The sequence below is a fragment of the Pedobacter sp. UYP24 genome (assembly GCF_054057295.1).
In genome coordinates, this window is record NZ_JBSRZD010000002.1 from 408,145 (window position 1) to 429,747 (window position 21,603).

Here is a 21,603-nt window from a genome sequence, read left to right on the forward strand (position 1 = left end):
TGGTTAATTAACTTTCTCTAATTTAGCAGCACCGGTTTTCTTTTCATCTATACTGCTTGGGCTACCTTTATAATAGATTTCGCTGGACCCTTCGGTCTTAACTTTCAATTCGTTAAGCACATTGATGTTCGCTTTACCTGTTCCGGTGATGTGGATATCATAAACACCTGATGTAAAATCAAATGCTTCAACTTCGGCAGATCCTGTGGTTGTCAGTTTATGGGTTCCGGCTTGTCCGGATAATTTCAATTTCCCAACACCATCTATGGTTGTAATCAGGTTTGCTGCATTCAGCGTTATTGAAGCATTACTTGCCCCTGCTAAACCAAGCGAAACATCTTTGGCATATATAGCACCCTCACTTCTTATATCTACTGCTCCTGCCGCGCTTAATTTTTTTAATTCACCTATGCCTGCATAGATCACAATAGAATCAGTTCCACAATACTGGCCCTTCTTCATGCTCAAAGTTAGTTCAGACCCACTTACATTAGCTTTAATGTAATCCATTAAATTAGAATCAGCCTCAATTTTAATGGCGTAGGTGCTGTCTTGTTTTAGAACCAGCTTAATGGCCCCACTTACATCAATCTCATTAAAAGGCTTTACCGTAAGTGCTTTAGCAATATGATGACCTGAATCTTCGATACATCCTGAAGAACAACCTGCCAGTAAAACTGGGATGAAAAGTACAATGGCGAATATTTTTTTCATAGATTAAAGGTAATAATTTTTACTGTCTGTTTTAATTTTCCCTGCATCAAGCAGCACTCTTATTCTGTCTAAACGTTCCTGCTCTGTTCCTGCGGCAATTTGCGTAACCAGATCATCAAGCGCGTATGGCTGCGTTTGTAGTAATGTTGCTATTTCAAAATCAATCCGATCTTCCAGTTGTTCATAGTCATCAGCCTTTTTTTCTGCCAAACAGACATCGCATACACCACATTTCTCTGATCCGGCCTCATCAAAATAACTCAATAACTGAATGCTTCTACATTCATTATTTGCAGCATAGGCCAAAACTGCCTTGATTTGATCGGCCTGTACTTTCTTTCTCAACTCAATATATTTGGTATCAATGTCAAGATGTAGAAGGTCAACTCTCGCTCGTAAATATTGTATTTGGGGCTGATCTGTTTGCGGAAGATAGGATAACAAACCTTGTTCCTCAAAAAAGTTCAGGTGTCTTACCACATCCTTAAAAGACATGCTCGTTTTCTTCGCAATATCTGATTCCTGTATTTTAACATAAACATCAAATGCACCGCCATAAGAGCGAAGTATGGCTTTAATTAACTTATCATAACCAGCATTCTCAATCTGGAAACGATATACATCTTCATGTCCGACAAGAAACATAACCCTCGACTGCAGAAAAATATTCTCAGATAAGGTTAGATATCCATCATGTTCTAAAAACTTAAGCGCAGCCATCGCTTTAACAACACCAATATTAAATCGTTTACAAAAATCAGCAAGATCGAAATCAAAGTTCAATCCCTCCCCTGCATTATAAGCAAGTTGAAAAAAGCTTCCTAAATCATGGTAAACCTTTTTTATTTCCTCAACAGAGGGAAAGCTGTTGCTGTACTTGGCTTCCAGTGCCAGCTGATCAGATTTATTAGCCAGCAATACCGCATAAGACTTATTGCCGTCCCTACCAGCCCTGCCAGCTTCCTGGTAATAGGCCTCCAGACTTTCCGGCAGATCCAAATGCACCACAAAACGAACATCAGCTTTATCGATACCCATACCAAAGGCATTCGTAGCCACCATTACTTGTATTTTATTAGCCATCCAGTCAGCCTGCTTGGTAAACCGTTCGTCCCTTTCTATCCCCGCATGATAAAAATCGGCGGCTATTCCATTTCGTTTTAAAAACAAGGCCACTTCAGATGTTTCCCTTCTATTCCGAACGTACACCAGTCCGCTCCCCTTAACATTTTTAACAACCTTTATTAGCCTTCTATATTTGTCCTCGTCAGTAAGCACTACATAACTTAAATTTTTACGCGCAAAGCTTTTCACAAATACTTTTACCTCTTTGAGCTGCAGCTTATCTGCAATATCGTCTCTAACCCTTCTGGTAGCAGTGGCTGTAAGTGCCAAAATTGGCACATCAGGATGTATCTCCCTGAGCTCATTAATCTTTAAGTAAGGGGGCCTGAAATCATAGCCCCATTGAGATACACAGTGCGCCTCATCAACCGCAATTAGGTTTACATTCATGTAAGATATCCTTACCCTCACCAACTCAGAAAGTAGACGTTCGGGCGAAAGGTATAAAAACTTGATCTTTCCGTATACACAATTATCTAACAGGATATCAATTTCTCGCTTGCCCATACCGGAATAAATGGCTACTGCTTCAATTCCTTTGGCCTTTAGGTGCTCAACCTGATCCTTCATTAAAGCAATAAGTGGTGATACCACGATACAGATCCCTTCCTTAGCCAGGGCTGGTAATTGGAAACAAAGTGACTTACCTCCACCTGTAGGCATTAGGGCCAATGTATCGTTTCCATTTAATACTGAATGAATAATTTCATCCTGAAGTGGCCTGAAATTATCAAATCCCCAATAACGTTTTAATAGTTCGGCTTCATTCATAAACTGGTAGCGCCCAAAACTATAAAAATGAACCGATATTATTGTAAATTGCAGGCCGATAACTAACTTATTTATATGAGAAAATTTTTACTGTTAGCAGCACTTTTTTTATCTCAAATCTCTTTTGCTCAGGAAAAAATCTGGGATGTAGAAAAATATAAAGGACCTACCAAAAGCTTTACTATTAATACGGATGAGGGAACATGGATGAACCTTGACGTTAGTGCCGATGGAAAGGACATCGTATTCGATCTGCTTGGCGATATCTACACGATGCCTATTACGGGTGGAAACGCTACGCTTTTGAGTGGAGGTATTGCATTTGATGTACAGCCACGATTTAGTCCAAACGGTAAATACATATCATACACCAGCGATAAAAGCGGTGCTGATAATATCTGGATTATGAACCGGGATGGCTCCAATAAAAAACAGATTACCAAAGAAACCTTCCGTCTGCTAAATAATGCAACCTGGATGCCTAAGAGCGACTATATAATTGCCCGCAAGCATTTCACTGGTACGCGCTCCCTTGGCGCTGGAGAGATGTGGATGTACAGTATCTACGGCGGTAGTGGTGTACAGCTTACTCAAAGAAAAAATGACCAACAAGATGCAGGTGAACCGAATGTATCTCCTGATGGCAAGTATCTTTATTTTAGTGAAGATGTTTCTCCAGGCCCAAATTTCGAATATAGCAAGGACCCAAATGGCATGATCTATGCCATTAGACAGCTTGACCTGACCACTGGAAAACTAAACAACCTAATTGCTCAGGCTGGGGGTGCCGCTCGCCCCCAAATCTCCCCTGATGGCAAATTAATGGCTTATGTAAAACGGGTAAGGCTAAAATCGGTATTGTATGTTCAAAATATCGCTACCGCCGAAGAATGGCCTTTAACTGAAGACCTTTCCCACGATCAGCAAGAAACCTGGGCTATCTTTGGCGTTTATCCGAATTTTGCATGGACTCCAGACAATCTCAATATCGTTTTCTACGCAAAAGGCAAGATCAAAAAAATTGAACTGGCCTCTATGGTTACTGCAGATATACCTTTCAGCGTAAGCAGTAAACAGACCATACAAGAATCGCTTCATTTCCCCCACCAGGTATTTGAACAAGAATTTACTTCTAAAATGATCAGGCAGCTTACTACTTCTCCAGATGGAAAATTCGTGGTGTTCAACGCAGCAGGCTTATTATATAAAAAAGAATTACCTAACGGTAAACCTGAGCGCGTTACGGCAGGATTCGACTTTGAATTTGAACCGGATATTAGTCCGGATGGTAAATCTGTCATCTATTCGGCCTGGAGTGATGAGTTTAAAGGTGCCATAAAAAAAGCCGATCTTAAAACAGGAAAAACGGTAACACTTACAGACGAAAAAGGATTTTATTACTCTCCTTCTTATTCTTCTAAAGGAGATAGAATTGTATTTAGAAAGGGGTCTGGAAACGATGTTTTAGGATATACATATGGAAGAGGAACGGGTATTTTCACGATGTCTGCCAATGGTGGTGCTAAAACACTAATATCAGAAAACGGGATTAAACCTCAGTTTAATTCAGATGATAGCCGTATTTATTTCCAGGGAAATGAGGATGGGAAAAAGGCTTTTAAAAGCATGGACCTGAACGGTGGGGACCAGCGCACCCACTATACCTCCACCTATGCGACACAGTTTTGCCCAAGTCCGGATGGCAAGTGGATGGCATTTACTGAACTATTCAATGTATATATAACCCCAATGATTTCTGCAGGAACTGCGTTAGACTTATCTTCCGGCAACAGTTCTATCCCTTTAACTAGAGTTACAAAGGATGCCGGCACTTACCTGCATTGGAGTGGCGATAGCAATAAACTTTTCTGGACACTTGGCGAACAGTATTTCAGCAGAGAAATAAAGAACACTTTTAACTTTATTGAAGGTGCGCCGCAAAACATCCCGGCTCCAGACAGTACTGGAATTGCCATGGGCCTGACCCTTAAAACAGATGTACCAACTGGGTTAACGGCTTTAAAGGGTGCTCGTATCATTACCATGAAAGGTGATGATGTAATTGAAGAAGGAACGATCTTAATAGAAAACAATAAGATAATATCGGTTGGAAAGGCATCAGAGCTTATCATACCTACAAGTGCCAGGGTGATAGACGTTACCGGCAAAACGATTATGCCAGGTATGGTCGATGTTCATGCCCACTTGCGGACTAGTCCGGATGGTATTTCCCCGCAGCAGGACTGGTCTTACATGGCCAATCTCGCCTTTGGCGTAACTACATCTCATGACCCTTCCAGTAATACGGAAATGGTGTTTAGTCAATCGGAAATGATTAAAGCCGGCCGTATGGTTGGCCCGCGCCTATACTCTACCGGTTCCATATTATACGGTGCAGATGGCGACTTCAAGGTAGTTATCAACAGCCTGGACGATGCCCTATCTCATTTACGTCGCCTAAAAGCAGTTGGCGCATTTTCTGTTAAATCTTATAATCAGCCACGCAGGGATCAACGCCAGCAGATACTAGAAGCTGCAAGAATTCTTAAAATGGAAGTTGTACCAGAAGGGGGTTCTACATTTTTCACCAACATGAACATGGTTGCAGACGGCCATACAGGTATCGAGCATAGCATCCCTGTTGCTCCTGTGTATAAAGATGTGGTGTCATTCTGGAACAAGACAAATGTTGCCTACACACCAACCCTTATTGTAAGCTACGGAAGTCAGTGGGGAGAAAACTATTGGTACGATCGCACAAACGTTTGGGAAAACGAAAGATTGATGGCCTTTACCCCCCGCTCAATCATTGATTCCCGCTCAAGGCGAAGAACTACTTCAGAGTATGGAGATTATGGCCATATAGAAGTATCAAAAGCAGTCAAGCAAATTGCAGACGGCGGCACAAAAGTAAATCTTGGTGCTCATGGGCAAATACAAGGTCTTGGTGCACACTGGGAGCTTTGGATGCTGGTACAGGGTGGGATGACTTCTCTGCAGGCCATTAGAGCAGCTACCTTAAACGGCGCAACTTACCTTGGCATGAACAAAGAGATCGGCTCTTTGGAGGCCGGTAAACTGGCCGATTTAGTTATTATGGATGCTAATCCACTAGAGGACATCAGAAACTCTGAGAAAATTAAATATGTAATGATCAATGGCCGCCTATACGATAGCTTATCGATGAATGAAATTGGTGGTCGCGAAAAGCTAAGAGGCAAACTATGGTTTGAAAGCGGTAAAGGGATGATCTATAATTTTCCGGCTGGTGAATCTGAGACTTGGACCTATACCATTCCTCATTGCGATTAGCCATTTAAAATCATATCTTCTTTCATCTTAGCATAATCGGCTTCCCAAACATCCATTTTATCTGCAACTGGAATTGGATTAAGTATTTTCGGCAATCCATCCTTTGTAGCTTCGTATCGTTTTAACATTTCGATTATTAAAATTCCACCGTATCTTGATAATATCGAGCCTAGTGATTAAATCGAGCCTACGGGGTTAGACATACCTTCGTTCTTTAAGACAACATGTTATTTGGAAAACCAATAGCAATTTACGTATGCAAACGCTTAAAAGAGCACTAACAAAAAGAGACAAAATATGCTACTTTTTGACAAGAGATCTAACAAGGTGCCAACGGGGAGACTAGCTAACTCTAGCTTTTGTCAAGAATGTCATGAAAAAGAGATTTAAGCAAAAGAGCTAAAATTGATACAATCAATACGAAACCAAATATTCTGATCGATCTATAAAGACGTTTCTTTTCAAAACCGTACTTACGATTGTTATTCACAATTATAATTCCCGTAAAAAGGGCCGATGCGAAAAAAATTATCATATTATTGCTCATTGCATTCTAAAGTTACGGCAATTTCCTCTGGTTCCTATATTATACTGATGAGACCGATCAAATTTCATCTAGACATCTGAGTCCGCTACAGTCTTGGAGTTGAGATTCATACAGGCAAACCCAGACAATTACATCTGTTTAGCTAACTTGTGGAACTATAAAGGCAGCTTCCCGGACCTTTGGTTCATGGAACCGTTAAACAATCGGCTTTCTGCCTCTTTACGAAACACCAGTTTGGTAAAGAGTACTAAGAGTATCTTATGGACAGGAAAAATTTGATGCTAGGTACCAAAGCACCAGAGTTTGTACAAAACGATATGTCAGTAAACCCTATCAGCCTTTCCTCCTTTAAGGACAAATATGTATTGTTTAATTCTGGGCATCTTGGTGTGGCCCCTGCAAACCAGAAAGCTTTAAACTTGGAAAATTTTAATGATATAAAGGTAATAATTTTAGTATCTTAGGAATATCACTAGGCGCTGCTCCTATTACACTCGTTTAAAAATAAGGAGCAGGTAATCTAACCGTTCACAGTTGTCTGGAATTGCAACAATAAAATGGACACTCAGTTAAGCTGCAATATTTTGTTTATTTAATTTTTTACCAAATTCCTCTGGGGACAAATATCCGAGCGCTGAGTGCTGCCTTTTACGGTTGTACCAAGTCTCTATGTATTCAAAAACAACGATTGCTGCCTGCTCTTTGTGAGTGAACTTGTGCTGATATACGCACTCAGCTTTAAGTGTCTTAAAGAAGCTTTCAGCTACGGCGTTGTCCCAACAATTTCCTTTTCTGCTCATGCTTCTGATGATTAGTGGATTGTTTTCCAGCACAGACCTGAACTCATTGCAGGCATACTGTATTCCACGATCAGAATGAAAGATCAGTTCCTGAGTGATTGGCCTTGTCTTTTGTGCCATTTTGAATGCAGGTATCACCGTGTCCATTGCTTTCATAGTAACACTTAATGCCCAACCTATTATTTTTCTATCACCAAGATCAATAACCGTGGTCAGGTATAACCAGCCTTGCCGGGTCTTGATATAGGTAATATCAGTACCCATACTGCACCCAGCACACCTGGTTTAAAATCACGGTCCAGTATATTTTCCGGTACGGGAAATTTGTGTGTAGAATCTTTAGTTACCTTGAATTTTTTCTTCACAATACTCCTTAGTTTTGCCTTTGTCATCATCCTGGCCACTCTGACCCTTGATACTTTGATATTCTTTTTATGGAGTTCACGTGTAATCCGGGGACTGCCATAAGTCTTTTTACTGTTTACGAATGCTTCAAGTATTGCTATGTCAAGCTTCTGGTTTTCAACACTTCTGTTAGAAGGAACACCCTTCATCCAGGCGTAATAACCACCTCTGCTTACTCTAAATACTGAACACATCTTCTCGACTGGAAATAATTCTGTATGACCCTTTATGAACCTGAATATTTGTTGTCGCTCTTGGAGAAGATGCCCACAGCCTTTTTTAGTATGTCGCGCTCCATTTGTGTATCACGCAATTCTTTTCTTAGCCTTGCAAGCTCCTGTTCGGTTTCACTCAATATAACCTTCCCATTTCCAGGAAAGCTACTCCCTTGTTTTGCTGAATATTCTTTCCTCCAGCGGTATAATATTTGAGGCGTAATATCTAATTCCTTGGCTAAGGCCGGTAGATCAGATCTTGTGTTGCTCAGTTCAACGCTCATTAGCTTAAACTCCTTCGGATACGACTTTCTTTCTCGTGACATAATTTCTGTTAAGATATAATAAAACCCTTAACTGAGTGTCCAATCAAAGGTAGCAACTCCAGTCTGGCAAAAATAGAAATCTTGGTTTTTTGAGACTGACTCCACCCTTTATATTTTTAATTATTCCCTCGTTTTTTAAGATGTACTCATTAATTAGAATGTACCACCTTTACGGAAAAAAGAGAATTTCGCTTTTGAGACAATTCTTGGCTTGTGCCTGGTCCTTGTATCCTCCGTTATTCCACCGTTTTTTAATAAATTAAATTTTAAACAGTGAACTTGGTATTAGATAACACAGGACAAAAATTCTAACTTGAAATTCCTTTACAGAATTATTGAATCAAAAGAATTAATACCGTTGATATAACAATTCCTAAAACAAGTACTATCTTCCATTTTGGAAGTCGATTTATTGCAGGGGTATTTATAACAATACCCAAAACAACCATAATAAAGATAACTAGGGCTAATAGCAAAAGCACAGATTGACTCATTTTTCTTTGATTATTAAGCAATATAACGATAATGTATCAGAAACTAAATAATTATGGTGAATGTTACGATCAATCTATAACCACAAGGACGTAGTATAATATCATTATTCCCTCCTTATTAGATAATTTTTCTTGAGCATAAACCGATGCCTTTAAACAAATCAAACCTATCTCATTTAAGCTTAGAATATTTTTTCTCTTTTTGCCGATTATCATAAACCCATTCCATTAATCAAAATGTTTTTTCTATTTTTGATAATGAGTTTTTGATAATAAAAATAACATGAAAATAGGCTACGCAAGAGTAAGTACTGCAGACCAAAATTTAGATCTTCAATTCAATGCGCTGACAGATTATGCATCTACGAAAATATACTAGGAAAAGATTTCGGGAAAAAATACAGACAGACCCGAACTAAAAAATCTTTTGACGACGCTTCGTATGGGTGATCAGGTAGTCGTTTGGAAATTGGATCGTCTTGGACGTTCTCTTCGTGACCTGGTAGATCTGGTCGCGGTGTTCGATGAAAAAGGAGTTAATTTCGTTAGCCTGCATGATCACATTGATACTACAACGGCTACAGGTAGATTTACATTTAATATTTTTGCTTCATTAGCGGAGTTTGAAAGGGAAATTATCAGGGAACGTACTAAAGCGGGGCTTGTTGCAGCAAGAGCTAGAGGTAAAAAGGGAGGCCGTCCTTCAGGCTTATCCCCTGAAAAGCTTCAGTTGGCAATGACTGCTTTGGATCTTCATGATACTGGCAAATATTCAATTTTAGAAATATCTAAAAGGCTACAGATACCAATCGCCACCTGTTACCGATACATTAAAATTGTAAAAGAGATCAAGGTTTAAGCAATCTTAAAAAACGAAGCTTAATTTTGGGAATTAAGGTATAGGCTGCACTTTTATAGTATGTCGACCGCTTTCCTTCTTCTCTTTTAGCTGTAGATCTAATGGATCAAGTACGGCAAAGAAAAATACTATCTCATTTAAAAAAGGAAGTTAAAATTGCCCCCAATCCAAATCTACTTCTTCAACTTCCTTACTCTTATTCTTTGCTTCCATTGCTTGAATAAACTTAACCATAGAGGTAATATTACTGAATATCAGAACGCTTTCATCATAATTTAGTATTTGATTATCGTGTGCATAACTCCGATTATTACGGATGTCGTTAAAAGCATCCATAATTTGAAAACTAAATTGCACTATTTTCTCTGCCATTGCAGATTCTAGAAAACCCTTTTCCCTAATGGCTTTTATATATTTCCCAAACAGCGCGTTAACCGTTTCATCCTTAGTTAATGTAATCTTGTGAAGTTCACAAAGTTCCTTCAGGAACTTGATTGTGTAGGTGTGTAACCTGTCGAGCGCAGCTTCGGGCTCATTTTTTTCTATACTCTCTCGTATCAGTTTCGCTAGTGAATGAAAGTCTTTATCTTCGTTTGTAGCCTGGATGGCGTCGATATGTTCAATAACATTTCCGCCACTTATTAGACGGTCAAAGATTTTGGTATACAAGCTATAATAATTAAGGTCTCTTAATTTACCTTGTTGGTTATTGAAATTAACCAATTCTTCAAACATAGCTTTTAGCAAAAGTCCAACTGTATAGTCTGATTCTAGTTCAATAAATTTGAGTAAACGTTGCCCCTTTGATCCTGAGTTGTTCTCTGAATATTTCGGATCATCAGCATTCATTCCAGTGACATCGTATATGAAATCGCTAAAGCTAGGGTTTGAAAAGTTAAGAACATACCCAGCCTGAACAAGGTTATCCTTAATGATTTTCTTTTCCTGGTACGACAAGTTTGCCATGCGCAAATATACAAATAGTTATATACTCAAGCAATTACTCAAATTAGTCTTAAAGCGACTTCAAGCTTTAATGTCTTACACGAAGTATGGCAAAGAGACGAAAAGCTTTTTAGAAACTAAACTTATTGTTTCAGAGTAATCCATCACTCAGTCTCAGAAAAGGAATGAATCAATCCTAATTTTTTTCTTTTAGCTGTAAATCTAAGCGTATTAATTACGGCAAAGAGAAAAGTCTCTAAGAAAACGAGGGAATAATGAGAATATTTTTTTTTTTAAAGGCCCTGTTCTAGAAAAATAGATTCGACTAGCTACTCGTTATAGCTTCGAAAGGATTGCTTTGTATGGTTTATTTGTCATAGTTTGTTATTATTTCTTCCATATTATCCCAAATTTTTAATAGGGTATTTATATTCTCTGAAGCCCTTTTATAATCATTTTTTCCTTCAGAAGTCAGGTCATATTTATTCTGATTCTTAGTCACCAATCTATTTTTTGATAACCAATTAAGTGAGGATTGTATTTCTTGATGCGTTGGCACTGCATGATTAATTCCATCGGCAATCATAGAAATACCGCGGAAATCCGTTGGTGCAGTTTTTGAAGCGATAGCTACTGCCAAATAGATCCAAGAAATTGTTCTTTCCTCTTTCAAATTTTGAAGTGTGTAAATTTTAATTTTTTTTGGGACCCTATTTCTATGAATGAAACCTGAGATTTTCTTATCAGGTGCTAACTGGTTATATCTGTTTTTGATATATGGTCGCGCCCCATCTCCAGGGGAAAAATCAGTTTTTAAATATTCAACATCTTTTTCGTCCAATTTATTTACCGTCCCATCTTCCTCAACATAAACATATTCAAACCCCGTTTCTTTTGGTCTTAATGGGATGAAGTATCTTAAATAAACAAAAAGAGCAACAATCGCTATAAAGATTAAAGTACAGATTATGATATTGCTTGTTGTCATTTTTTTTGCTTTACAAATGTATATGCGTTATAGTATAGTGCAAGGGTTCCATTTCAATTCACCAAATCTATCATTAGATTTCAATTGTTGAAAATATCCGAGAGCTTTTATCAAACTAATGTGCTTAGTCATCTATAAAAACTAAAGTTGATACTAAGGTCAATTTATTCAAAAGAAGCAAAGGTTTACAAAGATGGTACATTATCAAAAAACGGTGGAATAATGGATGATACAAGGATCAGGCACAGGCTAGGAATTGTCTCAAAAGCGAAGATTCGCTTTTTGCGTTGACGCTGGTACAGGCTAATTAATGAGTACCATCTTTACAAAAGAAGGTATTATTGATAAATTGAATTTACAACGGTTTATTCATTGGAATTCCAATAAGCTACCACTACTTTAACGAACTTTAACCTCAAAGGCTTTTTTAAGTTAACTCTGATTGTCTATTTTTATCACTATTATCCACATAAGGTTTATGAAACATTTATACATATTGCTATGTCTATTATTGACGCATCAGATGATATTTGCGCAGCAATATATTAGTGACAGTAAAACTGGTTGCAAAGTATGGGACGCGGCTTATGCTTCAGATCATAGTATTTCCTGGGAAGGGAAATGTAAAAACGGATTAGCTACTGGAAATGGGGAGTTAACCCGGTTTGTTAAAGGTATTCAAGTTGTACGGTATAAAGGCGGGATGAATAAAGGAGTTCAAAACGGTTATGGTACTTCCCATTTTAACAATGGCGCCAGTAAAAAGGGATATTTTATTGATGGGGAGATAGTAGGACTGGACAGCGTTTACTTACGAAAACTAAAAAAAAATCAAATCAAGCTCGTAGATAGCACCCATATATTTGACAATTTTCTTCCTGACAAATCTCTATTTTACTATACACTCTCTCCAAAGGCAGCAGTAAATGGTGCGTTGGTGCTATTGCCAAGCACTTGGGAAAGACCAGAGAGCGTATTAAATAACAATAAAAAATTATGTCAACTCGCTTCAGACGATGGATTAATCATTATTGTGCCTTCAACCAATATGCACATTTGCCTGGATCAACCAGTTATCGTTTTTTTAAATAAAGTATTTGCTGATGCGATTTCGCGCTACCAGATCCCCAAAAACAAATTTGTAATAGGCGGCTATTCTTTGGGCGGTATTGTAAGCTTACGTTATGCGGAGCTAGCCTATGAAGATAACAAATCAACTGCAATTGTTCCTAGAGCAGTATATAGCGTAGATGGCCCGGTAGACTTTGCTAATATGTATGATCAGTTTGAAAGAGAGGTTGAAAAGAATGTATCGGCAACGGCGGTTAATGAAGCAAAATACTACCTAGACGGAATGCAAAAATATTTTGGTGGCTCTCCTTCGCAACATCCTGAAAAATATATCTATTACTCGATTTACTCCCGCTCCGAAAAGCAGGGAGGAAATGCAAAGTATTTGAAATCTGTCCCATTACGAATCTATTCAGATCCTGATGTGGATTGGGCGATAAAAAACAGGCAACGTGATCTATATGACATGAATGCACCGGATCAAACAGCATTAATTATTGAGCTAAATTTACAAGGCAACAAACAAGCAGAATTCATTAATGCATTGGGCAAAGGGTACCGTTTAGATGGTACAAGGCATCCACATTCCTGGAGTTTAGTTGATCCAGACAACTGTCTAGCTTGGATTAACAAAAGTTTGAAATAATATTTATCATTAAACGGTGTAATAATGATAATGCCTTTAGATTTTCTTGTAGGATAAACGGCAAGATACCGCTAAAGAAAAAAAGGCAAAACATTCATAAAGTTCACATCATGTAACACCACTGTCGAAGGTACACGTCAGGATAATACCAATATAGCTCCATTCCTCACAGGGGTGTTATAGCACTCAAACCACTTTTACAGGTACTTTGGAGGGGAAAAGGGTACCTCTAGTGCTCCAAGATACCTAGTAGCCTGCACGAAAGGCGCTCTAAGCGATGTAGGTGCTATGGTAAATATTAGAGAAATAATTATACCATTGTCTTGGAATCCTTCGCTGTTTAAAGGCAGCTCAAATGTAGATTAGTCGTGGTTTCATCTTGCATGAGGCACCTTGAGCTACAAAACCCGCGGCTAAAGCGCAAATAACGCATAAGTAAACCCGGAATGAAAGTGGATTTGGACAACTCAAAACTTGCCACCATTATTATCGGCAGCTGCAAAGATTTAATACGATGAGCAGGCGTTATTGAAATCGCCGATGTTCGATATTCTGCTACAAACCAACCTCTTTTGGCAACGAAATACAGTTAAAATTCTGAAAACTATATAGGTTAACTCAAGCGCTAATTATAGTACTTAAACAAGCGATAAATTCGGTACACAATGAGCCTTTTTAGGGATATCAAAAATGTGACCAAAGCACTGTAAATCAATGAGTTTAATTCGAGAAAATCCATTAATTTATTTGGAAATTCATACTATTTTACCTACCTTTGTACTTATAGTTAAACGAGCTTTTAATAAGCTTCAATGGTGCCAATTTATAGGGGATTCCGAACAATTGGTTTACATCTGGAATACCCTGCCAATGCTGATCAGCTAAAAATAATAGGCGTTGTTCCGGTTTCAATTTTTTAATTAGTCGACTAGTTAAATTTAAACTGCATGCTGCGATAGCAGGCAGCAATAGTTCCTTGACGTATTAAAAGCCGCTAAGGCTTTGCAGTAAAATCGTTTTTACAAAATATCTGGCACCTACCTTTCTCTTAAAAGGCTTACTAATTTGTTATAGGTTGGTTAGTCCTTGGTTAGTGGTTGATTAGTCCTTGATAGGTCCTCGATAAGTCCACAGACTAATCAAGGACTAATGTAGCACCTATCAACGCACAGTCAATTATTACCCAAGAAAGAATACGCCGCGAACGCACCTCAATAGATCACAAAAAAATAAAAGAAATTAAAATTAGATATTTTGTGCAATAACGAAGCCGCTTGCCCAGGCCCATTGAAAATTATACCCTCCAAGCCAACCGGTAACATCAACACATTCCCCGCCAAAATAAAGTCCGGGAATCCGTTTACATTCCATTGTTTTTGAAGACAGTTCATTGGTATCGATCCCGCCGCGCATCACTTCAGCTTTATCATAACCCTTGTCCCCTGCGGGCTTCACTTTAAATAGATGGATAACTTCCGATATATGATCAAGCTCAGCACGAGTGAGTGAGGCTACAGTCTTATCGGTCGGTAAAAATTTACTCAAAGCTTCAGTAAATTTCTTTGCGTAATGTCGGTTAAGCACAGTACTCAACATATTTTTACCATTGGTACTGCGCTCATCTTCTATAAGCTGTAAAATATCTTTCCCCGGAAGCAGATCTATATTAAAAACTTCTCCGGGTTTCCAATAAGAGGAAATTTGCAGAATTGCAGGACCACTTAAACCCCAATGTGTAAATAAAATATTTTCTTCAAATGAGATGCGATCGTTGCTCACCTGGCAAAATACCGTATTGCCAGAGAGTTGAGTGTACCACTCTTCGTCTTTGCCCGTAATGGTTAACGGCACTAAGGCTGGTGCAGTTTCTATGATATTTAGTTGTTGCTTTCGTGCAAAACGCAGGGCGAAGTCCGTTGCTCCCATTTTAGGAATTGGTAAACCACCTGTAGCGATTACCAGCTTTGGGGCCTTTAACATCTTAGTTTTTCCTTGAATCTGAAATTGCACCTGAAAAGCATCAGCTAAAATCTCAATATCAGATACCTCTGTATTGCACATTATTTGCTGACCTAAATCTTCACATAAATTTGTAAAAACCTCCACAACGTCTTTAGCATTTTTGCCATCTGGAAAAAGCTGTCCGAGTGTTTTCTCTTTACCTTCAATCCCGTAGGTTTCAAAAAAACTAATGGTATCTTCCACAGTCCATTGTTTGAAAGCAGATTTGAGGAAGTGTCTATTGTTGGAGATAAACTGTTCATCTGTTGCCATCAGATTAGTGTAGTTGCACCTGCCGCCACCTGAGATGAGAATTTTAGCACCAGGCTTATCACCTTTCTCCAGTAAAATTACCTTTTTACCAAGATAACCGGCCTGTACTGCACACATCAATCCACAAGCCCCGGCACCAATAATTATAGCATCTGCATCCATCAATCCGTTAATATTGTTATTTTTGTGCAAAATAAGCATAACTTTTTCATATAGATATGGCAAAACAAATAAGCGATTTAAAATTAGGAATACTGGGTGGTGGACAATTAGGCCGTATGTTGATTCAGGAGGCTATTAATTACAATCTCAATACTTTAGTTTTAGATCCAGATCCAGATGCTCCATGTAAACATATCGCCAATTATTTTGAATGCGGATCGATCACTGACTTTGATACTGTTTACAATTTTGGCAAAAAAGCCGATATCATCACCATTGAAATAGAGAAAGTAAATATTGAAGCACTAGATCAACTAGAGAAAGAAGGTAAACAGGTTTATCCGCAGGCTAGGGTAATTAGACTGATCCAGGATAAGGGTGTTCAAAAACAATTTTTTAAAGAAAATGACATTCCTACTGCCCCCTTTCAATTGGTAAATACAAAGGAAGACATCCGCAACAGTAATTTTTCTTTCCCCTATATACTAAAACAGCGCAAAGATGGTTACGATGGCAAAGGAGTATTGAAGATGAATAATATTGCCGATATTGACCAGGCTTTTGATGCACCATGTCTTATTGAAGAATTGATAGATTTTGAAAAGGAAATTGCTGTAATCGTATCCAGAAATTCAAAAGGAGAAGTAAAAACCTTCCCAATGGTTGAAATGGAATTCAATGCAGAAGCAAACTTGGTTGAGTTTCTGATCTCTCCTTCTACTTATCCCGAAGCTATTCAAGAAAAAGCAGAAGAAATAGCAAAACAAATCGCTTCATGTTTAAACATTACCGGCTTACTGGCCGTAGAAATGTTTATCACCAAAAGTGGAGAGATTCTGGTTAATGAACTGGCGCCCAGACCTCATAACAGCGGTCACCATACGATTGAGGGTAATTATGTTTCTCAGTTTGAGCAACATTTGCGTTCAATATTTAACTTGCCTCTGGGCGATACCAGAGCTATTAACAATGCCGTTATGATCAATTTATTGGGTGAAAAAGGACATAATGGTGTAGCTAAGTATGCCGGACTGGAAAAGGTAATGGCCATTGATGGCGTTTACGTTCATCTCTATGGTAAGAAATATACCAAGCCATTCCGCAAAATGGGCCACATCACTGTAGTTGATCAGAACAGGGAAAGTGCTATTGAAAAAGCAAACTATATTAAAAACACCTTAAAAGTTATATCATAATGGCTATAAAAGTTGGCATTATCATGGGCAGCAAGTCTGACCTACCCGTTATGCAGGATGCTGCAGATATTTTTAAAGATTTTGGTGTTGAGTTCGAGATGACTGTAGTCTCCGCCCACCGTACTCCTGAAAGGATGTTTGATTATGCAAAGAAAGCTGCTTCACGCGGTTTAAAGGTAATTATTGCTGGTGCGGGTGGCGCAGCCCACCTTCCGGGCATGGTAGCATCTATTACAGTCCTACCGGTAATTGGTGTACCTGTAAAGTCGTCAAATTCTATTGATGGATGGGATTCCATTCTTTCGATCCTTCAAATGCCAAATGGCATTCCTGTTGCTACTGTAGCATTAAATGCAGCTAAAAACGCAGGTTTACTTGCAGTACAAATTTTATCAACGGCAGATTCGTCTCTTGCAGATAAAATGCAAGCTTACAAAGATGATTTGCGCAAAAAAGTGGAAGAAACCGCAGCTGAACTCGAAGGTTAATAGCTGGGTTTTAGTTTAAACTTGGGTTTTGAGGAAAGTTACTAACGTGGGCATACTTTGGCCCAAGATTGATAATCACTTCTCTCCAAACCTCCTCTTCATTTGATGAGAATACCACATCGGGATGGTATTGATTGGACACGATCCAGGTATTTTCCTGAATTTCATTGTGGAGCTGTTCTTTCCCCCAGCCGGAATATCCAATGAAGAACTTGATTTCACTGGGGTCAATGCTATTGTTATTGATCAACACTTTTAGCGCTTCGAAATTACCTCCCCAATAAATTCCCTTGGCTATTTCCTGTCCGTCATTTATTTTATCATAGCATCTGTGTATAAAATGCACCGTATCCGTTGCTACCGGTCCGCCTATATATACTGGAAAATCGGCATTTGGCATTTCGGGTATGAGATCTTTAAGTAACAAAACACCCGGATGGTTGAGTATAAAACCAACTGTGCCTTCTTCCTCAAAATCGCTGATTAAAATAACTGAGCGTTTAAAATTTGGATCCATTAAGAATGGCTCTGATATTAACAATTTACCCAATGATGGTTCCAGTTGGCTTAACATGTTAAGAATTTAAGATTGAAATTAAATAAAGTAACCCTATTTTTGTTTATGGAGCTTACTAAAGAAAACTTACAAAACTTACGCCAAGATTACCGCGCTGCATCGCTCTCTGAGGCGGATGTTGATGGAAATCCTATTTTTCAGTTTAAAAAGTGGTTCTCTGAAGCGGTGGATTCGCACCTGTTTGAGCCTAACGTAATGACGCTGGCAACGGCCGACCATTATGGCAAGCCTTCTGCGAGAATTGTACTACTTAAGGGTTTTGATGAGGATGGCTTTGTATTCTTTACCAATTATGAAAGTAAAAAGGGCAAAGAATTACTGGAAAATCCACAAGCTGCAATCGTATTTTTTTGGGCAGAACTGGAACGTCAGGTGCGCATTGAGGGTATAGTAAGCAAAGTAGCCGACGAAGTTTCTTTAGATTATTTTCATTCGCGGCCAAAAGGCAGTCAGATTGGCGCCATAGCCTCTCCACAAAGCAGTGTGATTGCAGACCGCTCTGTTCTCGAAAAGAAAGTTGAAGATCTTATTATTGAATATGCAGATCAAGAAATACCAAGACCTGCCAATTGGGGCGGATATTTATTAGAACCGACCCTTATTGAGTTTTGGCAGGGAAGGAGCAGTAGGCTGCACGATAGAATTGTGTATCAACTGGTGGATGGCACCTGGGAAATCAATAGATTAGCACCTTAAACTTATTATCATGAAAATTGCTGTTATAGGTTCAGGAACTATGGGAAACGGTATTGCCCATACTTTTGCACAGTTTGGATATCAGGTAAATTTGATAGATGTTAACCAGATTGCTTTAGAAAAGGCTTTGAATATGATAGCCAAAAATCTGGACAGGCAGGTAGCCAAAGGCACCATTACAGAAAGTGATAAGGCAATAACTTTACAACATATCACTATATCGGCAGATCTTAAAATCGGCGTAGCCGAGGCAGACCTGGTTGTGGAAGCTGCTACGGAAAGTCTGGAACTGAAATTAAAAATCTTTAAAGACCTGGATAGTTTCGCTAAGCCTGATGCGATACTCGCGAGTAACACTTCTTCAATTTCTATTACTAAAATTGCCTCAGTTACGAATCGGGGTGATAAAGTTATTGGAATGCATTTTATGAACCCTGTTCCTATTATGAAATTAGTAGAGGTAATAAGGGGATATGCTACTAGTGATGATGTGACAGCGGCAGTGATGAGCCTGGCAAAAAAACTGGAAAAGGTTCCTGTTGAAGTGAATGATTATCCGGGATTTGTTGCCAATAGAATCTTAATGCCCATGATCAATGAAGCGATTTACACCTTATATGAAAACGTGGCAGGTGTTCTGGAAATTGATACCGTAATGAAACTTGGAATGGCTCATCCTATGGGACCGTTACAACTGGCAGATTTTATCGGACTTGATGTTTGTCTGGCGATTTTGCAGGTATTACATGACGGTTTTGGGAACCCAAAATATGCGCCCTGTCCGCTGTTGGTAAATATGGTTACGGCAGGCAAAAAAGGAGTAAAAACGGGAGAAGGATTTTACGACTATAGTGCCGGAATTAAAGATGCTGTTGTAGCTGCCAAGTTTTTATAATTGTAATTTTTAACAGTACTTTTGGAAGAATGAACGAAAATCTTGATCCATCATCAGAAAGCTTATCTCCCATTGAAAGAGACATAGAGAAAGTGCTTAGGCCGCAGGCTTTCGAAGACTTTACTGGTCAAGAAAAGGTGATGGAGAACTTAAAGATTTTTGTTCAGGCAGCCAAACTGAGAGGTGAACCACTGGATCACGTTTTACTCCATGGCCCTCCTGGACTGGGTAAAACTACGCTCTCCTATATTATTGCCAATGAGATGAATGTTGGCATAAAAGTAACTTCAGGACCAGTGCTGGACAAACCAGGGGATCTTGCGGGTTTACTCACAAATTTGGATACAGGAGATATACTTTTTATCGACGAGATACACAGGCTTAGTCCGCTGGTTGAAGAATATTTGTACTCTGCAATGGAGGATTTTAAGATAGATATTATGCTGGAAAGTGGCCCCAATGCCCGTTCTGTACAGATAACGCTTAATCCTTTTACATTAGTAGGTGCTACAACAAGATCAGGACTATTAACGGCTCCGCTTAGGGCTAGATTTGGGATCAATTCCAGACTCGCATATTACGATGCAAAGTTACTAACTACTATAGTTTTACGTTCCTCTCAAATTTTGAAGACGCCAATTACTGATGAAGGTGCATATGAGATTGCAAGAAGATCGAGAGGAACACCAAGAATTGCAAATGCATTACTAAGACGCACCAGGGATTTTGCGCAAATAAAAGGAACTGGAGAAATAGATACGGAGATTGCTCGCTATGCACTCAATGCGCTTAATGTTGATGAACATGGCCTAGATGAGATGGATAACAAGATTCTAATTACCATAATAGATAAATTTAAGGGTGGTCCCGTTGGTTTAAAAACTATTGCAACCGCCGTTGGAGATGATGAAGGAACAATTGAAGAAGTATACGAACCCTTCCTAATACAGGAAGGATTCTTAATGCGCACATCAAGGGGAAGGGAAGCTACCGAAGCCGCATATAAGCATCTGAAAAGAAATTATCCCACCCAAACTGGCAAGCTATTTTAGTTATCCAGGCAAAGGATGATTATTTTCTTATGATAAACCAATAAACCAACAGAATTAGTACGATGAGGTTGTATTAAATGTTTTGTTCCTAAAGTTTATCTTTGCAATAGAGATCATGAATAAGCAGCACTACAGCAAACTAATTAAAGATGAAGCACAAAGACTTGGCTTTATGCAATGCGGTATCGCAAAGGCTGATTTTTTAGAAGAAGAAGCACCTCGACTGGAACAATGGCTTAAAAATAGTTACCATGGCAAAATGGCTTACATGGAGAACAATTTTGACAAAAGGCTGGATCCTAGGTTGTTGGTTGATGGCGCAAAATCTGTTATTTCTCTAAGTCTCAATTACTTTCCAAATGAAATACAATCAGACCCAGATACACCTAAGATTTCTAAATATGCTTATGGCAATGACTATCATTTAGTGATTAAAGATAAACTTTTCCAACTGCTGGCGTTTATTGAACAGGAAATTGGTGAGGTAGCTGGCCGAGCATTTGTTGACTCTGCTCCCGTTTTAGACAGGGCATGGGCAAAGCGATCTGGTCTGGGTTGGATTGGCAAGAATAGCAATCTGATTAACAAGAAGAGTGGATCATTCTTTTTTCTAGCAGAACTGATTATTGATTTAGAATTGGAATATGATTCTCCCTTTTTTTCAGACCATTGTGGCACTTGCACTAAATGTATAGACTCATGCCCAACCGATGCAATCCTATCTCCAGCCGTAATAGATGCCACGAAATGTATTTCTTATCTGACTATTGAACTAAAAGAAGAAATACCAGAACAATTTAACGACAAGATGGACAACTGGATGTTTGGCTGCGATATATGCCAGGATGTTTGTCCCTGGAATAAGTTTTCAGTACCGCATCAAGTCCCTGAATTTGAGCCCAATGATTCATTAATTAAAATGAAAAGGAAAGATTGGGAAGATATAACAGAAGACGTATTTAGCAGAATATTTAAAAACTCTGCAGTAAAACGGACAAAATTTAAAGGCCTTACCAGGAATATAGATTTTATAAAGAAGGTTTAA

At 38.8% G+C, this 21,603-nt stretch carries 15 protein-coding genes and 2 pseudogenes; 9 read left to right on the plus strand and 8 right to left on the minus strand.

Annotation, left to right across the window (positions count from 1 at the left end; genetic code table 11):
* Positions 1-3: 3 nt before the first annotated feature.
* Positions 4-714 (minus strand): head GIN domain-containing protein, encoded by a 711-nt coding sequence (locus tag ACVWYN_RS06475; RefSeq protein WP_457288017.1) that lies wholly within the window; start codon positions 712-714, stop codon positions 4-6.
* A 3-nt stretch (positions 715-717) separates the two neighbouring features.
* On the minus strand, positions 718-2,610 hold the full coding sequence (locus ACVWYN_RS06480) for a RecQ family ATP-dependent DNA helicase (protein WP_457288018.1): 1,893 nt from the start codon (positions 2,608-2,610) through the stop codon (positions 718-720).
* 75 nt (positions 2,611-2,685) lie between these two features.
* On the opposite strand from ACVWYN_RS06480, the gene ACVWYN_RS06485 reads away from it, so the two are divergent.
* Positions 2,686-5,922 carry an amidohydrolase family protein gene (locus ACVWYN_RS06485; RefSeq protein ID WP_457288019.1) on the plus strand — a complete coding sequence of 1,079 codons (3,237 nt, stop codon included), beginning with the start codon at positions 2,686-2,688 and terminating at the stop codon, positions 5,920-5,922.
* Here the strand turns inward: ACVWYN_RS06485 and ACVWYN_RS06490 are convergent.
* Both ACVWYN_RS06490 and ACVWYN_RS06495 read right to left on the minus strand, forming a co-directional pair.
* On the minus strand, positions 5,919-6,050 hold the full coding sequence (locus tag ACVWYN_RS06490; RefSeq protein ID WP_457288020.1) for a hypothetical protein: 132 nt from the start codon (positions 6,048-6,050) through the stop codon (positions 5,919-5,921). The two genes, ACVWYN_RS06485 and ACVWYN_RS06490, sit on opposite strands and share 4 nt — an antisense overlap.
* Positions 6,051-7,038: 988 nt before the next feature.
* Positions 7,039-8,215: pseudogene (locus tag ACVWYN_RS06495) on the minus strand (IS3 family transposase).
* A gap of 777 nt (positions 8,216-8,992) precedes the next feature.
* On the opposite strand from ACVWYN_RS06495, the pseudogene ACVWYN_RS06500 reads away from it, so the two are divergent.
* Positions 8,993-9,568: pseudogene (locus ACVWYN_RS06500) on the plus strand (recombinase family protein).
* 150 nt (positions 9,569-9,718) lie between these two features.
* Here ACVWYN_RS06500 and ACVWYN_RS06505 read toward each other — a convergent pair.
* Positions 9,719-10,534, minus strand: coding sequence for an abortive infection family protein (locus ACVWYN_RS06505; RefSeq protein ID WP_457288021.1), 816 nt, complete (start codon positions 10,532-10,534; stop codon positions 9,719-9,721).
* A 346-nt stretch (positions 10,535-10,880) separates the two neighbouring features.
* Positions 10,881-11,501: a hypothetical protein gene (locus ACVWYN_RS06510; protein ID WP_457288022.1), complete on the minus strand. Its 621-nt coding sequence runs from the start codon at positions 11,499-11,501 to the stop codon at positions 10,881-10,883.
* 478 nt (positions 11,502-11,979) lie between these two features.
* Here ACVWYN_RS06510 and ACVWYN_RS06515 point away from each other — a divergent pair, with 478 nt between their 5' ends.
* Positions 11,980-13,218 (plus strand): hypothetical protein, encoded by a 1,239-nt coding sequence (locus tag ACVWYN_RS06515; RefSeq protein ID WP_457288023.1) that lies wholly within the window; start codon positions 11,980-11,982, stop codon positions 13,216-13,218.
* A 1,245-nt stretch (positions 13,219-14,463) separates the two neighbouring features.
* Here the strand turns inward: ACVWYN_RS06515 and ACVWYN_RS06520 are convergent.
* Positions 14,464-15,693: an NAD(P)/FAD-dependent oxidoreductase gene (locus tag ACVWYN_RS06520; protein ID WP_457288024.1), complete on the minus strand. Its 1,230-nt coding sequence runs from the start codon at positions 15,691-15,693 to the stop codon at positions 14,464-14,466.
* 17 nt (positions 15,694-15,710) lie between these two features.
* On the opposite strand from ACVWYN_RS06520, the gene ACVWYN_RS06525 reads away from it, so the two are divergent.
* Together ACVWYN_RS06525 and purE are read left to right on the plus strand one after the other, a co-directional pair.
* A complete protein-coding gene (locus ACVWYN_RS06525) occupies positions 15,711-16,850 on the plus strand; it encodes a 5-(carboxyamino)imidazole ribonucleotide synthase (protein WP_457288025.1) in 1,140 nt (379 codons plus the stop codon).
* Positions 16,850-17,338: a 5-(carboxyamino)imidazole ribonucleotide mutase gene (gene purE / locus ACVWYN_RS06530; RefSeq protein ID WP_457288026.1), complete on the plus strand. Its 489-nt coding sequence runs from the start codon at positions 16,850-16,852 to the stop codon at positions 17,336-17,338. The genes ACVWYN_RS06525 and purE overlap by 1 nt, the downstream gene beginning before the upstream one ends.
* A gap of 10 nt (positions 17,339-17,348) precedes the next feature.
* Here purE and ACVWYN_RS06535 read toward each other — a convergent pair whose 3' ends face one another.
* Positions 17,349-17,912, minus strand: coding sequence for a YqgE/AlgH family protein (locus tag ACVWYN_RS06535; protein ID WP_457288027.1), 564 nt, complete (start codon positions 17,910-17,912; stop codon positions 17,349-17,351).
* 48 nt (positions 17,913-17,960) lie between these two features.
* Here ACVWYN_RS06535 and pdxH point away from each other — a divergent pair, with 48 nt between their 5' ends.
* The 4 genes from pdxH (at position 17,961) to queG (ending at position 21,603) form a co-directional block, all read left to right on the plus strand.
* Complete coding sequence (gene pdxH / locus ACVWYN_RS06540; RefSeq protein ID WP_457288369.1) at positions 17,961-18,611, plus strand: pyridoxamine 5'-phosphate oxidase; 651 nt, start codon at positions 17,961-17,963, stop codon at positions 18,609-18,611.
* A 7-nt stretch (positions 18,612-18,618) separates the two neighbouring features.
* Positions 18,619-19,506 carry a 3-hydroxyacyl-CoA dehydrogenase family protein gene (locus ACVWYN_RS06545; protein WP_457288370.1) on the plus strand — a complete coding sequence of 296 codons (888 nt, stop codon included), beginning with the start codon at positions 18,619-18,621 and terminating at the stop codon, positions 19,504-19,506.
* A 29-nt stretch (positions 19,507-19,535) separates the two neighbouring features.
* Entirely contained in the window at positions 19,536-20,558 is a 1,023-nt protein-coding gene (ruvB, locus tag ACVWYN_RS06550) for a Holliday junction branch migration DNA helicase RuvB (protein ID WP_457288028.1), read from the plus strand.
* Between the two features lie 115 nt (positions 20,559-20,673).
* The gene (gene queG, locus ACVWYN_RS06555) at positions 20,674-21,603 is read left to right on the plus strand and encodes a tRNA epoxyqueuosine(34) reductase QueG (RefSeq protein ID WP_457288029.1); all 930 of its coding nucleotides are present in this window, start codon (positions 20,674-20,676) and stop codon (positions 21,601-21,603) included.

What these genes read in the sequence shown, in the direction of transcription:
- ACVWYN_RS06475 (WP_457288017.1), bottom strand. Translation starts at nt 714, where the DNA reads ATGAAAAAAATATTCGCCATTGTACTTTTCATCCCAGTTTTACTGGCA.
- ACVWYN_RS06480 (WP_457288018.1), bottom strand. Translation starts at nt 2,610, where the DNA reads ATGAATGAAGCCGAACTATTAAAACGTTATTGGGGATTTGATAATTTC.
- ACVWYN_RS06485 (WP_457288019.1), top strand. Translation starts at nt 2,686, where the DNA reads ATGAGAAAATTTTTACTGTTAGCAGCACTTTTTTTATCTCAAATCTCT.
- ACVWYN_RS06490 (WP_457288020.1), bottom strand. Translation starts at nt 6,050, where the DNA reads ATGTTAAAACGATACGAAGCTACAAAGGATGGATTGCCGAAAATACTT.
- ACVWYN_RS06505 (WP_457288021.1), bottom strand. Translation starts at nt 10,534, where the DNA reads ATGGCAAACTTGTCGTACCAGGAAAAGAAAATCATTAAGGATAACCTT.
- ACVWYN_RS06510 (WP_457288022.1), bottom strand. Translation starts at nt 11,501, where the DNA reads ATGACAACAAGCAATATCATAATCTGTACTTTAATCTTTATAGCGATT.
- ACVWYN_RS06515 (WP_457288023.1), top strand. Translation starts at nt 11,980, where the DNA reads ATGAAACATTTATACATATTGCTATGTCTATTATTGACGCATCAGATG.
- ACVWYN_RS06520 (WP_457288024.1), bottom strand. Translation starts at nt 15,693, where the DNA reads ATGCTTATTTTGCACAAAAATAACAATATTAACGGATTGATGGATGCA.
- ACVWYN_RS06525 (WP_457288025.1), top strand. Translation starts at nt 15,711, where the DNA reads ATGGCAAAACAAATAAGCGATTTAAAATTAGGAATACTGGGTGGTGGA.
- purE (WP_457288026.1), top strand. Translation starts at nt 16,850, where the DNA reads ATGGCTATAAAAGTTGGCATTATCATGGGCAGCAAGTCTGACCTACCC.
- ACVWYN_RS06535 (WP_457288027.1), bottom strand. Translation starts at nt 17,912, where the DNA reads ATGTTAAGCCAACTGGAACCATCATTGGGTAAATTGTTAATATCAGAG.
- pdxH (WP_457288369.1), top strand. Translation starts at nt 17,961, where the DNA reads ATGGAGCTTACTAAAGAAAACTTACAAAACTTACGCCAAGATTACCGC.
- ruvB (WP_457288028.1), top strand. Translation starts at nt 19,536, where the DNA reads ATGAACGAAAATCTTGATCCATCATCAGAAAGCTTATCTCCCATTGAA.
- queG (WP_457288029.1), top strand. Translation starts at nt 20,674, where the DNA reads ATGAATAAGCAGCACTACAGCAAACTAATTAAAGATGAAGCACAAAGA.